This is a genomic window from Paraburkholderia hiiakae (assembly GCF_904848665.1).
GTDB lineage: Bacteria > Pseudomonadota > Gammaproteobacteria > Burkholderiales > Burkholderiaceae > Paraburkholderia > Paraburkholderia hiiakae.
Window position 1 is genome coordinate 1 of sequence record NZ_CAJHCQ010000036.1, and the last position, 12646, is coordinate 12646.

At 62.1% G+C, this 12646-nt stretch carries 11 protein-coding genes and 2 pseudogenes; 7 read left to right on the top strand and 6 right to left on the bottom strand.

The genetic code is table 11. The features are described from left to right. Window positions 1-275: 275 nt before the first annotated feature. Together JMY28_RS37190 and JMY28_RS37195 are read right to left on the bottom strand one after the other, a co-directional pair. Complete coding sequence (locus JMY28_RS37190; RefSeq protein WP_201700873.1) at window positions 276-2549, bottom strand: EAL domain-containing protein; 2274 nt, start codon at window positions 2547-2549, stop codon at window positions 276-278. A 354-nt stretch (window positions 2550-2903) separates the two neighbouring features. After that, complete coding sequence (locus JMY28_RS37195) at window positions 2904-5117, bottom strand: glycoside hydrolase family 3 C-terminal domain-containing protein (RefSeq protein ID WP_201700874.1); 2214 nt, start codon at window positions 5115-5117, stop codon at window positions 2904-2906. A 509-nt stretch (window positions 5118-5626) separates the two neighbouring features. On the opposite strand from JMY28_RS37195, the gene JMY28_RS37200 reads away from it, so the two are divergent. Further along, window positions 5627-6064, top strand: coding sequence for a carboxypeptidase regulatory-like domain-containing protein (locus tag JMY28_RS37200; RefSeq protein WP_201700875.1), 438 nt, complete (start codon window positions 5627-5629; stop codon window positions 6062-6064). A gap of 401 nt (window positions 6065-6465) precedes the next feature. Then, the gene (locus JMY28_RS37205) at window positions 6466-7179 is read left to right on the top strand and encodes a GNAT family N-acetyltransferase (RefSeq protein ID WP_201700876.1); all 714 of its coding nucleotides are present in this window, start codon (window positions 6466-6468) and stop codon (window positions 7177-7179) included. A 13-nt stretch (window positions 7180-7192) separates the two neighbouring features. On the opposite strand, the gene JMY28_RS37210 is transcribed toward JMY28_RS37205, so the two are convergent. Continuing rightward, on the bottom strand, window positions 7193-8158 hold the full coding sequence (locus tag JMY28_RS37210) for a GlxA family transcriptional regulator (RefSeq protein WP_201700877.1): 966 nt from the start codon (window positions 8156-8158) through the stop codon (window positions 7193-7195). A 109-nt stretch (window positions 8159-8267) separates the two neighbouring features. Between JMY28_RS37210 and JMY28_RS37215 the strand changes: the two genes are divergently transcribed. The 3 genes and pseudogenes from JMY28_RS37215 to JMY28_RS39230 all read left to right on the top strand — a co-directional run. Next, window positions 8268-8561, top strand: a complete 294-nt coding sequence (locus JMY28_RS37215) for a hypothetical protein (RefSeq protein WP_201700878.1) — start codon at window positions 8268-8270, stop codon at window positions 8559-8561. Window positions 8562-8730: 169 nt separating this feature from the next. Continuing rightward, entirely contained in the window at window positions 8731-9105 is a 375-nt protein-coding gene (locus JMY28_RS37220; RefSeq protein ID WP_201700879.1) for a BON domain-containing protein, read from the top strand. Window positions 9106-9218: 113 nt separating this feature from the next. Then, window positions 9219-9506: pseudogene (locus JMY28_RS39230) on the top strand (NAD(P)-dependent oxidoreductase); the annotation flags it as partial. A gap of 42 nt (window positions 9507-9548) precedes the next feature. Here JMY28_RS39230 and JMY28_RS37230 read toward each other — a convergent pair. After that, window positions 9549-9638, bottom strand: a pseudogene (locus JMY28_RS37230) (GNAT family N-acetyltransferase); the annotation flags it as partial. 265 nt (window positions 9639-9903) lie between these two features. Here JMY28_RS37230 and JMY28_RS37235 point away from each other — a divergent pair. Then, the gene (locus JMY28_RS37235; RefSeq protein ID WP_201700881.1) at window positions 9904-10212 is read left to right on the top strand and encodes a hypothetical protein; all 309 of its coding nucleotides are present in this window, start codon (window positions 9904-9906) and stop codon (window positions 10210-10212) included. Window positions 10213-10560: 348 nt separating this feature from the next. Here the strand turns inward: JMY28_RS37235 and JMY28_RS37240 are convergent, their stop codons facing one another. After that, window positions 10561-10836, bottom strand: coding sequence for a hypothetical protein (locus JMY28_RS37240; protein ID WP_201700882.1), 276 nt, complete (start codon window positions 10834-10836; stop codon window positions 10561-10563). Window positions 10837-11080: 244 nt separating this feature from the next. Here JMY28_RS37240 and JMY28_RS37245 point away from each other — a divergent pair, with 244 nt between their 5' ends. After that, on the top strand, window positions 11081-11941 hold the full coding sequence (locus JMY28_RS37245; protein WP_201700883.1) for a substrate-binding domain-containing protein: 861 nt from the start codon (window positions 11081-11083) through the stop codon (window positions 11939-11941). A 46-nt stretch (window positions 11942-11987) separates the two neighbouring features. Here the strand turns inward: JMY28_RS37245 and JMY28_RS37250 are convergent, their stop codons facing one another. Next, the gene (locus tag JMY28_RS37250) at window positions 11988-12473 is read right to left on the bottom strand and encodes a VOC family protein (RefSeq protein WP_236597216.1); all 486 of its coding nucleotides are present in this window, start codon (window positions 12471-12473) and stop codon (window positions 11988-11990) included. Between the last annotated feature and the right edge of the window lie 173 nt (window positions 12474-12646).

A 12646-nucleotide genomic window follows, 5' to 3' on the forward strand; every position in this document is an offset into this window, starting at 1 on the left:
CGCTTCGTTTTCGTTCGCAGCGATCAGCGAAGGAGGCGAATTATGCGGGTCATCCCGGATATCGTCAAGCGACTTTCGAATAATATTTTTGGGGGTCGCTACGCCGATTATTTAGACCCGCATTGCCGCTTGCTTCTCCATTCGCTTGCAGCCAGTCGAGGAAGGCCCGTATGCCCACGGGTGGCACCAACGTGTAGTTCGCCCCTTCTGTCACCAGATCGGGGAATGGCCGTGCACCCTGCCCGCAGCACAATCCGCGTTGATGTCGTTGTTGATCAAACGCTGACGGTCTCTACTACTCCTTCGGGAAGGGGCTGTGGCAACCCGACACAAAACCCTTGCGCGTAGTCGATGCCAATCCCGCTGAGGCGCCCGATGATCGCCTCGCTTTCCACAAATTCGGCGATAGTCGCCTTGCCCGCGGCGTGGGCCACCTGGTGAATGGACTGGACGATTGTCCGATCGAGGTCGCTGCTGGCAATACCACGCACGAAGCTGCCGTCGATCTTCAGGTAGTCCACGGGCAGGCGCTTCAGGTAAGTGAACGAGGACATGCCGGAACCGAAATCGTCGAGTGCGAATCGGCAACCAAGCGCGCGCAGACTCTCCATGAGGGCAATCGCTTTCGAGAGATTGGTAATCACAGCTGTTTCCGTGATCTCGAAGCAGACACTTTCGAAGCTAATCCCGCAGCGTTGCTGCTGCTGCACGATATACGCGAGCAAGTCCTCGTCGCCGAGCGACGCGCCGGAGAGGTTGATCGACCAGACGTTTGCTGCAAGATGGCCCGCCGCGATGGCTTCGAAAGCATGGCCGATTACCCATCGGTCGACGCGGGGCATCAAGTTGAAGCGCTCGGCCGCTCCGATGAAGTGCGCGGGGGGAATCACTCCGCCCGATTCGTCGACCATGCGTAGCAGCAACTCGACGTGCACTTCCTCGCCGCCAGCCCCCTCTTTGAGCGACTTGATCTGTTGCGCGTACAGGCGGAACCGGTCGTGCTCGAGCGCGGCTTTCACGCGGGCCACCCACTCCATCTGCGTATGGGTGGTCGACTGGAGTTGATCTTCGAGGCAGTACTGATGCACGCGGTTGCGGCCTTTTTCCTTGGCCATATAACAGGCGACGTCGGCGGCCTTCATGATGTCCCAAGTCGAGGTCTGCGTGGCGTCTACGTCCACTACGCCAATGCTCACGCCGGTCGTCAGCAAACGCTGGTCCCATGGCAGGCGAATGACCGTCACGGCCTCCCGCAGATCCTCCGCGACCCGCAGGGCGTCGTCGATGCAGCACTCCGGCAGCACGACGCCGAATTCATCGCCGCCGAGGCGTGCCAGGACATGGGCGGCTCGCAGTTGTTGTTTCAAGGCGCTGCCCACGCAGCGGATCAATTCATCGCCGGCCGCGTGGCCGCACGTATCGTTGACGACCTTGAACTGATCGAGGTCGAGGAACATCACCGCATGCGAGCGTGTCCCGGCCTTCTCGAGCAAGCCCGATAGCCGGCGCTCGAATTCGCGGCGATTCAACAGACCCGTCAAATGATCGTGCGTAGCCTGATATTCGAGTTCAGCAGCGTGCTTGCGCTCCGTGCTGGCGTCTCGAAGCACCATCACCGTGCCCAGCATTTCCGCTTCGTCGTCGCGGATCGTCGCCACGGAACACGCCACGGGCAAGAGCGAGCCATCCGGGCGCGTCACCGAAAGTCTGCGCTGTGCTTCGTCAACCGCTGCTGCGCGGTTGTGCAGGCATTGAGCGGTGACGATATTGCCGGAGCGCTCGTCGTAGAGATCACAAACGTCGAACAGCGGCTTCTGGTAGATATCGCGCGAGGGACGCCCGAGCATGCGCTCGGCGGCGGCGTTGCAATAGGTCACGCTCGCCTCGTTGTCCATGCGGATCACACCGTCATCGATCGAAGCGAGCGTCGCTTCGGTGAGACTCTTTTCCTTGGCGGCAGCCGCCTCCGCGCGCTTGAGCCCGGAGATATCGAATAGGCAACCGACGATACGCGTCGCCCGGCCGCTCTCATCGCGTATGGCCTTGCCGCGCCCCCGGCACCAAAGGTATTGACCATCGGCCATTCGCAGCCTGTACTCGACGTCGTAGAGGCTGTCATGCTTCAGGTGGTTGACGATGGTCTCGCGCAAGCGGAGCAGATCCGCCGGATGCACGAGCGCATTGAAAGCGCGCGTGTCCATGGGGAGGTCGCCGTCGCCATAGCCGAGTTGCTGGTACAGATAGCGCGAATAGTAGGCACGGTCGCTGACAAGGTCCCAGTCCCATAGCCCAGCATTGATGCCTTCGAACCCGAGGCTGAGGCGCTCCTCGCTCAAACGCAAACGGGCGGCAAGGCGCTGGAAGAGGCGCAGCAGCAGCGCCGTCGTACAAGCGAGCACGATCACAACCCACGCTACTTCAGCGCGGGAGTAATGAGCGAGCGCGGCCGGCGCTACGGCACTCACCCACGCAGGGACAAGCACCACAACAATTCGACCGCGACGATTGCCTTCGGTAAGCCAGTTCACTGCGCGTGTGATCAGTCTCATGGCTGATTTAGTATTCTTTTTGGTTCAGCTTCCATGCGTCGCGTGCGCGCGGCACTACGAAACAACGTCACAGTGAAGCGTGACGGTGTGTAACTGGAAAACGCGCAAACGGAGGAAGGCCCGCGGACGGGTGGGTCAGTTTATCCGGTTTCCCTATTCAGAATGAATGGGGATTACCCGCGGAAGTCATTTGCGTTTGCGGGAATTTGCGTTTGCGTTCTTACGCTCACGAATGGTAAATATGGAAAGACTTGCGAATCGACTTTAGAACCGGCTCGCAAACGTTCGCGAGCCGCGCGTTCTCATGTATTGAAGCGTGGAGGCTGCCAACACAGCCTCCACGCGCCCTCTTGATTAGCGGCTCTGCAGACGGATATCGCGCGAAGACGCGCCCACATACACTGCGCTGCCAGGCACATAGGCCCAGTCGTTATGCGTCGTGTCCCAAACGCTTTGCGCGCGTTCGGTAATCGTCACGCGCACCGGCTGCGACTGGCCCGGCTTCAGGAACACCTTCTGGAAGCCAACCAGACGACGCGGCGGCTCGCCGGCATAGCTCACGCCCAGATACACCTGTGCCGTTTCCGCACCGGCTACGCGGCCATCGTTGCGCACCGTGAACGACGCCGTGATCGTATGCCCCGGACCCTGCTCCACCGTCAAACCCGAATAGCTGAAGTGCGTATACGACAGGCCATAGCCGAACTCGTAAAGCGGCGTGATGTTGTTCGCGTCATACCAGCGATACCCCATGTCCAGCTTTTCGGAGTACACAGGATCGGTCGCGAAGGCGCCGTTCGTCCCCCACGTCGGCGTGTCCTGATCGCGCACCGGGAACGTGACCGGCAGCTTGCCCGAAGGGTTCACCTGACCGAACAGCACGTTCGCAATCGCTTTGCCGCCGCCCTCGCCCGGATACCATGCGTCGACGATCGCCGCGACCTGGTCCTTCCACGGCATCAGCACCGGATTGCCGCTCTCGATGATCACGATCGTGCGCGGGTTGGCTTTCGCAACGGCCTCGACCAGTTGATCCTGATTCGACGGATTAGCCAGGCTCAGGCTTTGCAGATCGCCGAAGTCCTCACCCGCAGGCTGCGCCACGACGACGATCGCCACGTCGGACTGGCTCGCGAGCGTCGCGGCCTGAGTGATCTCCTGCTGCGTATAGGCGCGGAACGGCTGCGTCTGGTCGGTGTTGCCCGCGAAGCTCACCTGCGCCGAAGGCGCGAGTTGCTGGATCGCCTGCGTGATCGGCGTATTGAGCTTGAGCCACGGGTTGGTCCACCATCCGCAGCCCGTGGACGACGCGAACGTGAGTCCGCCGCAGCCCGAGAAGTTGCCCGTCACCGGATCGCGCGTGTTGCCCGAACCGCCGCCGGTCAGTACGGCCGTATCGGCATGAGCGCCGATCACCGCGATCTTGTGCAGGCTCGGCGCCGAAAGCGGCAGTTGGCTGTTGTCGTTCTTCAGGAGAACGATGGATTGCTCTTCTGCGGCCTGCGTGAACGCGTTGTACTTCGCGAAGTCGATCGTGGCGCCGCCCTGAGCCGGATGGTCCAGCACACCGGTGCTGATCATCACATAGAGCTTGCGTCGCACCATGTCGTCCAGACGGTCCTGCGAGACTGCCTTAGAGGCAATCGCCTGTTTGACCAGATCGGGCGTGAGGTAGACCGTCGGGCCCACGTCCTCTTCCTCGTCGAGGCCCGCGTTGATCGCCGGCGCCGTGCTATGCGTCGCGCCCCAGTCCGACTGCACCTGGCCCTGGAAGCCCCAATCCTTCTTCAGCACATCGGTCAGCACATGCGTGTTCTCGCATGCGTAGGTGCCGTTCAGGCGGTTATAGCTGCACATCACGCTGCCCGGCCGCGCTTCCTTCGCTGCGATCTCAAACGGCAGCAGATAGAGTTCGCGCAGCGTGCGCTCGTCGATCTGGCTGTTGCCGCCCTGACGGCCCGTTTCCTGTTCGTTGCCGACGTAGTGCTTGATCGTGGCGATCACCTGCTGGCTTTGCGTGCCGATGGTGCGTGCCGCCAGCATTTCGCCCGCCAGCACGGGGTCTTCGCCGAGATACTCGAAGAGGCGGCCGCCGCGCGGTTCGCGCGCGAGGTTCGTGCCGCCGCCCAGACCCATGCCGAATCCTTGCTCGCGCAACTGGTCGGCTATGCGAGCGCCGAAGTCGCGCGCGAGATACGGGTCCCAGCTTGCCGCGAGCGCGATCGTCGCCGGAAAAGTCGTGCTCTTCTGGGTCGTACTGCCGGAGCCCGTTGCGGAATCAACCATATTCAGGTCGGGAATGCCCAGACGCGGCACGCCCTGAATATAGCCCGCGCCGCCGCCGGGCACGGCACTCATTTGATATTCGGAGTGGATGAACTGGAGCTTCTCATCCTGTGTCATGCGCTTGAGCAGCAGGTCCGCGCGAACGTGCGCGCCGAGATTCTGGGGGACGGCCATCAACGGCATCGGCAACGGATAAGGTACGTCGTTGCTGCTGTCGCCGGCATAGGCGGTAGCGGCCATCGCAAACAGTACGGCGGCGGTGGGCCAACGGGTGATCCTCATATGTCTCTCCGAGAGTTCGAATACGTTATGGAGTACTGATCAGACCGGTAAACGGGGTCTGGCAGAGCAGCCGGCCGCGTCAGGCACCGGCAAACTTCCTGCAGGGGAAACTGGCTGAGCCGCTGCGCGCAAACGTTTGCTTCTGTGCTCGCGTGTGGGCTTCGCCGGTTGATGTAGCAAAACTCCAAATAATCATATAAAAACTATTGAGTAGCCTTACGGGCTTTTATCTCAGTATTTTCCCGGCTGGCGGTAGCTAACACGCATGAAAGGCGCGAAAACGACAGTTAAACGTAATACTTGAGTAATGTTATTGTTGCGAACGCAACGGAAATCGGCATTCGATGTGAATTGCATGACGCTCGCGAATCGGCAGCGGGCCCCTGTGAACGCAGCGCGCGGTGCGCGTCGCGGGCCGAAAAAAGCTAATCTGTCACGAGGCTAGGCGCCAAGCGGCGGCGCTCGCGCTGCCGTGCGCGAAATCGACATCACCGTAAGGAGTGGCCACGATGGAAAGGCAACGCAAGGCTCCCCGAATCGCTTCGACCCTGCTTGTCGTGGCGTGCGCATTCACCGTGGCAAGCGGCGCACTCGCGCAAACGGGCATGCCGCAAACGGAGCAGCAAGGCGACATCTCGTTCGTGTCCGGAGGGGTTGGCCGCGACGAGTCCACGGCGCTGCGGCACGCGCGCAGCCAGTGGCCGCTCTCGCTGCTGTTTACCGGTCCCGGTTCGAGCTATGTCGCGGATGTACAGGTGCAGATCTCGGGCGCCGGCGGAGCGTCCGTGCTCGACACGCGTTCGCACGGCCCGTACATGCTCGTGCGGCTGCCCAACGGACGCTATACAGTCAGCGCCACCTATAACGGCGTAACGAGGACGCAGCGCGTGAACGTCGCCGGCAACGGCAGCGCGCGTGCAACGTTCTCGTTTCCGGGCAAGCACTGAGGGCGAGTCGCATTCGAGATCGGCGTGCGCGTGCTGACTGCATGCCGGCAACACGTGCCGCTGCGATGTATCCGCAATCAATGCGCCGCGCCGAGGCGACGATGAAGTCGATGAATGCGCGCGTATTCGCGGGCACGTAATGGCGCGCGGGATAGTAGACAAAAAGCGGAGAGCGTTCGTTAGTCCAGTCGGGGAACAGGTTCAATCGCGCGGCTCACGTCGGGTGGCTCCACGCGGCATGTCGAACTGGATACCGTGCTCGAAGCGCGGGTCAGGGGTGCGTGACGAAAAGCATTGGCGCGAATGACGCCAAAGTTGGCGCGTTCGGCTGTGGTCCGCCGAACGCGCCGCGACTAGACTATCGTCGCAAACCACCCACATGCTCCAGGGAAGCGCGAATCATGCTCGATGTGCTGGCAACGAAACAGGCGGGCAGCACGTCCGCGCTGGACAACACAGTCTGGCACGCACTAACCGGCCGCCAGCGCCATCTTGCCGTTGGAAATGACCGCGCACTGCGGTATGCGCCCACCGTTGCCCCTTTCGCGGCCTTGACGGACGCCACGGCCGAATCATTCGACGCCTTGCGGGAACTGATCGAAGAAGACGCCCCCGTTGCCCTGACCACGCTGGATGCCGTGGAGCCTCCCGCGGGCTTCGCCCTGATCAGGCATGCCACGCTGCTGCAAATGGTCTGGCAAGGCGAACCGCATGCGCCCAACGCGCTGGAACACGTCCGGCTAACGGAGCGTGACGTGCCGGAGATGCTGGCGCTGGCCGCGGCAACGCAGCCCGGCCCGTTTGGTCCGCGCACCATCGAATTCGGCGGCTACGTTGGCATACGCAGAGATGGCAAGCTCGTCGCCATGGCGGGCGAGCGCATGAAGATCGAAGGGCACACCGAAATCAGCGCCGTGTGCGTGGACCCGGCGTTCAGGGGGCAAGGGCTCGCGGCGAGCCTCATGAAGCTGCTGATGGCGGCGATCTGCGCGCGCGGCGAGACACCCTTCCTGCACGTGCTTACGTCGAATCACGGCGCCATTGCGATCTATCGCGCGCTGGGCTTTGTCGAGCGCCGCGAGATGCATCTCACGGTGCTTGGCCTCGCGCCATAGCAAAGCCGGCCGCTCACAACAAGTCGGCGCGCAGTTCCCGCACCCCTCTTCCCAACCGCTGCCGCAACAGGCTGCGCAGCGTCGCGCCGTCGCCGTAACCGACTTCGGCGGCAATCCTCTCCAGGTCGAGCTTGCCGCTGCGCAGCAGCGACTGCGCGTGCTCGACCCGCAAGTCCTGAAAGTACGCGAGCGGCGACTTGCCGAGCACCTCCTGGCAGCGGCGCTGCAATGAGCGCGAACTGGTTGCCAGCGCCTTCGCGGCGTCCTGCAGCGAGAATCCCGACTTGAGATTTTTCCTCGCCCATTGTTCGAAGCGCTGAATGAGCGGATCGGCTTGCGCCAGATGATTCGGGATGATGTACGGCGCCTGCGAGGAGCGGATGTCGGCCAGCAGATAGCGCGAAACGAGCGACGCCAGTTCCGGGCTCGCAGAGCGGATCAGCCAGAGCGCGAGATCGAGATGCCCCATGGCCGCGCCGGCCGTCACGCCGATATCCGAAGGCACTAGCATGCGCGATTCGTTGAGCTGGACATGCGGATAGCGCTGCCGGAAGAACGGCGCGAGCGCCCAATTGGTGGTGGCTTCGCGGTGATCGAGCAGCCCCGCCTCCGCGAGGATGAACGTCCCGACGCACGAAGCGCCGACACGCGCGCCCCCCGCTTGCCATTCGAGCAAACGCGCCATTGCCTGCGCGACGTCCGGCCGCTCAAAAGACTCCATCAGTTCTTGCGCAGACAGCGTCAGCAACGCCGGCACGATCACCCAGTCCGGCTTCGCGTCCGGCGCGACCGGCTGCACCGGCACCGCCAGGCCGTGAGCCGAGCGCACCCGCTTTCTCACCCCCACGAGCGTGACGTCGAAACGCGGCACGCCGCCCATGGCCGCGGCCGAAAGCTTGTTTGCCGCCGAGAACGCGTCGAGCGTGACGGAGAGCCCGGTATCGAACACACCGTCGAGAGCCAGGACAGAAATGCGCATGGCGTAAATGCCTCTAAAGTTGTCGTTTGTGACAGTACAGTCGACGAGACCCCAACGATACACTCAATCGCGTTGCAAGTCGCAACACACATTGAACAAGGAGATTGTCATGAAGGTTCTCGCCATTGGATCAATCGTCAAGGAACTCACGCCTGCGCAACGGGACGAGATCATGCCGCACGAAGTGCCTGCCACGCTCAAGCTCTACCTGGACGGCAAAATCGAGCAGCACTGGTTTCGCCAGGACAAGCCCGGCGTGGTGTTTCTCATGAGCTCGGGCTCGGTGGACGATGTGAAGGCCACGCTGGATACGCTGCCGCTCGCCCAAGCCGGCATCCTCGCGTTCGATCTGCTGCCGGTGGGCCCGCTCGCGCCGCTCGGCCTGCTCCTTCAAGGGAAGTAAGCGCAACGAAGGAGGCGTCGTCCACGCATGCGCCATGGGTTGCCGGCGACCTCCTGGCAGCCTTCTTCTCCTCGCCAAAGATTTCACCTACAACGTACTGATCCGCCGCTTGTTTTCGATGCGTTGGCGGCAGTCGGGGAACCTGGAAAACCTGGCAAAGGGAAGAAGGATGAAAACTAACCGCAAAAGCCAAACCGTCCACACGCTGGTCTTCGTGGCCATCGCGACTTGCGCGGGTTATGCGCACGCACAAACGGCCGCGAGCGCGCCCGGCGAGGCATCCGCTCAAGAAGGCGCGAGCGCGCAATCGGGCCGCTCGGACAGTGCGCTCGTGCGTGACGTCCGCCGCGCCTTCACGCGCACGACGGGACTGAATTTCGCCAACATCCACGTCACGGCGCATGAAGGCGTCGTCTCGTTGACGGGGTCGGTCCCGCACCACTCGCAGATCGCGCGGGCCGGCGACGCGGCGGGGTCGGTACGCGGCGTGACGTCGGTGTCCAACCACTTGACCGTGCGCACGGCCCGCGGCAGCGGACCTTGATTGGCGGACTCCGAAGCGGACTCGTTGCCGGATTCGATCGGCCGCACAGCAGGATCTTCCCGGCGCGCGTCCTGTCAAAGTGGCCTCATCGAACTTCGATCAAGGAACCCTCCGTGTCCGGCCAGCCTGCGTCCTCGACTCTCGTCTGCGAGCCTTTCACCGAATCCGACATCTGTTCGACTACGCCCTGCAACAGCAGCAGCGCGTATGGCGCGCGAGCCACGCTCTTTGCGAAGCTGCCGCAGGGCGCGTCGTTCATCAACGTCGGGCGCGGGCCGCAACTGGACCAGAAAGCGCTGCTCGACGCGCTCGACAGCGGTCATCTACGCGATGCGATTCTCGATGTCGCCCACCCCGAGTTGCCGCCGGAGCATCCGTTCTGGACGCATCCGCGCGTGCGATAGTCACGGTACGCGTATACAGAAATATGGAGGCCGGCGTGTCACGGGGCCGATCACATATCCGTCGCCAAAGCGGCGAAAAAGCGCGAAGCCGATCAGTTCGCCGTCGCGGTCGAGTGCGATGCCGCTCGCTTGATACTACCGCTCGTCGATCACATCGAGAAGACCGAACACGGTGAGCCTTTGCGCGTCGATACTCAGTTCAAGCAGTTTGCGATCACGAGCGAGGCGGTCTGGTGAGCGCCGTCGACGGGAAAGAACCCGACGCACGTGCTACGGCGCGGTGCCCCCCTCGAAGCCACTGACCCAGAGTCAAGCCCCCCGCCTTCCCGACGGCGCGCTACCACCCGCGCAGCGAACGGACTACCATTGAACTCTCGCTTCGAAGGTGACGGCTATGGCTACCTATGGTGTCGACGGTGTACGCATCAGTTCCTCAACGGACCGGGTAACACACGTGCGCTGGGCGCAAATCGACCCCCAGACGCACAATTGGCTCTCGACACCCACCATCTCCGAGGTGGCGGCCGTCACACACGACATCCGCTCGGGCGCAGTGGTTTATTCGGTATTTACGCTGGGCGGCATGAGATTTCTTGGCCCGAAGATCAAGCCGGTACCGCATCCCAACGGGGTCGATGGAATCGATCTGGAAGTGCCGGACGGCAACGTCGAAAAATCCATCGACGATCTACCGCGCGTCTAGCGGTTCGTCGATTACCCCGCCGACTTCCGAAAAGCGCGATGTGCCCGGCCAGGCGCACATCTACCGCTTGTCCTCAGCACTGCCTGGTTGATCGAATAATTTGGAATGCAGAGTATATGAACCGGCAGTGAACCGGGAGCCGATAAAAAATGCTGCCGTCAGTTGTAGCCCAATATCGCCGACGTAGCGACGTCTGCGCGCTCACTTGGGTTGCCAATCAGCGCGACGTGGCCATGCTCACGGTTATCCATGATCGTTGGTGCCGCAGGCGCTGCCGCCCCTCCCAAGCGATCGCACGGGTCCATGCGGCCGTACGCCGTGTCCCTAAATCGGCGGACCGATGCTCGACTATTGCGAAGTCGTCAGCTTGAGGTTCGGACGCAAATCGTGCGTAATCGCTTCACGTTGCCCTTTGCGCTGGTCCGACACCTGTTCGATGCCCGCCTTCAGCACCTCCTCGCAAAACGCGATTCGCGTGCGGTAATACTCGGCCTGCAATTGCGCATCCAGAACCCGCTGCTCGGCCTGGAACAGCGCCATACGTAATTCACCCAGCGCGCGTTGAGCCTGCTTCTCCGGCGTTGCGGCATTGTGGGCAATCAGGTTTGAAAGCCAATGCAACATGGATAAGCCTCCCTGTCTTCGATTTCACGCTCCGACGCGCCAAGTTTGATAACTGCCAAAACCGACGCTGGGAAAAGACTATCAGAGGCGAAGAAAAGCAGTGTGTGCACAAACGAACGTGTTGTATAAACGATGCAAAATGGTCGTAGCGCGACGCGCTTTCGCCGCACGCTTTTCATCACGCGCTTTCATCACACGCTTTCATCACAAATAGGGAGCGATGCATGTCCTGGCCGGGTCAGCCATGACTATCCACAAGCTGAGGGTTCGCACACTCGCGTTCTGCGTAGCGCTCGCGTTACTGGGCCCCGGCGCGTGTCTGGCGGACCAGGTGAAGGTCATGATGTCGGGCTGGTTTGCGCCAGCGTATCGCGAGCTGGGCCCACTATTCGAGGACGAGACCGGCAGTACACTGGTCACGGTATGGGGGGCCGCGGCGGGCACGGCGCTGAATGCCATTCCCGTGCGGTTCGCGCGTGGCGAGTGGGCCGACGCGCTGATCGTGGTCAGCTATGCGCTCGACGATCAAATTCACGCCGGCAATGTCGTGCCCGGCAGCAAGGTGGACTTTGCGCGCTCGCCAATCGGCATGGTGGTGCGCGAGGGTGCGCCGAAACCGGACATCAGTTCGGTCGACGCCTTGCGCCGCACGCTGCTTGAAGCGAAATCGATTGTCTATCCGGAAAACGCGATTGGCGTCTATATCGCGAACGAACTGTTTTCGCGTCTGGGAATTGATGGGCGTGTGAAAAGCAAGAGCCGCATGGCGCCCGCTGAGCGGGTTGCCACTGTTGTTGCGAACGGCGACGCGGAAATCGGATTCCAGCAGGTCGTGGAACTGTTGCCAGTGAAAGGCGTGACGGTGGTCGGCAGTTTGCCCGCGGAATTGCAGCGTTACGTGGTGTACTCCGGGGGCATCGCTACGACTGCGAAAAATCCGGTCGGCGCAGAGGCGCTGATTCGCTTTCTGTCTTCGCCGGATGCAGCGCCCGCGATTATGCGCAGCGGGCTCGAACCGATCACGGCGCCACAGCCGCTGCCGCCGATGCAGCCGCAACCGCAACCGCAACCGCAGCCGCCCCAGCCGCAGCCGCAGCCGAACTGAGCGAAGCCGCAGTGCTGCCGAAAAGCCATCGCCAAAAAATTGGCCTCTAGTCCGCCGCCATCCCTTTTTCCGCCAACTCCTTTTTCGCGCTTTCGTTCTTGGTCAAGTACGTGAGGCCCATGCCGCGCAGAACGTTCGGCGCCTTGGTGTACTGGATAGTGTCATAGCCCACGATCTCGATGCGATTGCCCCAGGGATCGCGGAAATCCAGAAACGGACCGTCGAGCAACTTGACGCCCGCCGCCTTCAGGGCGGAGCGCGCCGCCTCCTTGTCGTCGACCACGAGGCCGACATGCCGGCCATCGTCGGCGGGCTGCTTGCGTCCCGCCTGCAATGCGATGAATTGATCGCCGAGATCGATGAAGGCCATGGTCCGGCTCTTGCCGCGCAATTGAAAGTCGAAGATGCGGCCATAGAAAGCCAGCGCTTCCTCGATATCGCCAACTTCCAGCGCGACGTGGTTGAAGCCAATCGCGCGCGGCTTGGTGGTTGTGGTGTCAACCATTTCACCCTCCTCCTGCAACCCGTGCATTGCGTTTACAAACTCGCCCGGAACTGACTTCCCGATGAGACATCTCAAGTATGGAGATTGAAGTCGTCTCACACCAGCCTGTCAAACAGGATTTGTTCGATCCATTTCTGGACCGATATCGCGCCTGATCCGGCGCGTGTGCCGGCCGTAGCCTATGATGGTTCGTGCGCAAT

What these genes read in the sequence shown, in the direction of transcription:
- JMY28_RS37190 (WP_201700873.1), bottom strand. Translation starts at nt 2,549, where the DNA reads ATGAGACTGATCACACGCGCAGTGAACTGGCTTACCGAAGGCAATCGT.
- JMY28_RS37195 (WP_201700874.1), bottom strand. Translation starts at nt 5,117, where the DNA reads ATGAGGATCACCCGTTGGCCCACCGCCGCCGTACTGTTTGCGATGGCC.
- JMY28_RS37200 (WP_201700875.1), top strand. Translation starts at nt 5,627, where the DNA reads ATGGAAAGGCAACGCAAGGCTCCCCGAATCGCTTCGACCCTGCTTGTC.
- JMY28_RS37205 (WP_201700876.1), top strand. Translation starts at nt 6,466, where the DNA reads ATGCTCGATGTGCTGGCAACGAAACAGGCGGGCAGCACGTCCGCGCTG.
- JMY28_RS37210 (WP_201700877.1), bottom strand. Translation starts at nt 8,158, where the DNA reads ATGCGCATTTCTGTCCTGGCTCTCGACGGTGTGTTCGATACCGGGCTC.
- JMY28_RS37215 (WP_201700878.1), top strand. Translation starts at nt 8,268, where the DNA reads ATGAAGGTTCTCGCCATTGGATCAATCGTCAAGGAACTCACGCCTGCG.
- JMY28_RS37220 (WP_201700879.1), top strand. Translation starts at nt 8,731, where the DNA reads ATGAAAACTAACCGCAAAAGCCAAACCGTCCACACGCTGGTCTTCGTG.
- JMY28_RS37235 (WP_201700881.1), top strand. Translation starts at nt 9,904, where the DNA reads ATGGCTACCTATGGTGTCGACGGTGTACGCATCAGTTCCTCAACGGAC.
- JMY28_RS37240 (WP_201700882.1), bottom strand. Translation starts at nt 10,836, where the DNA reads ATGTTGCATTGGCTTTCAAACCTGATTGCCCACAATGCCGCAACGCCG.
- JMY28_RS37245 (WP_201700883.1), top strand. Translation starts at nt 11,081, where the DNA reads ATGACTATCCACAAGCTGAGGGTTCGCACACTCGCGTTCTGCGTAGCG.
- JMY28_RS37250 (WP_236597216.1), bottom strand. Translation starts at nt 12,473, where the DNA reads ATGCACGGGTTGCAGGAGGAGGGTGAAATGGTTGACACCACAACCACC.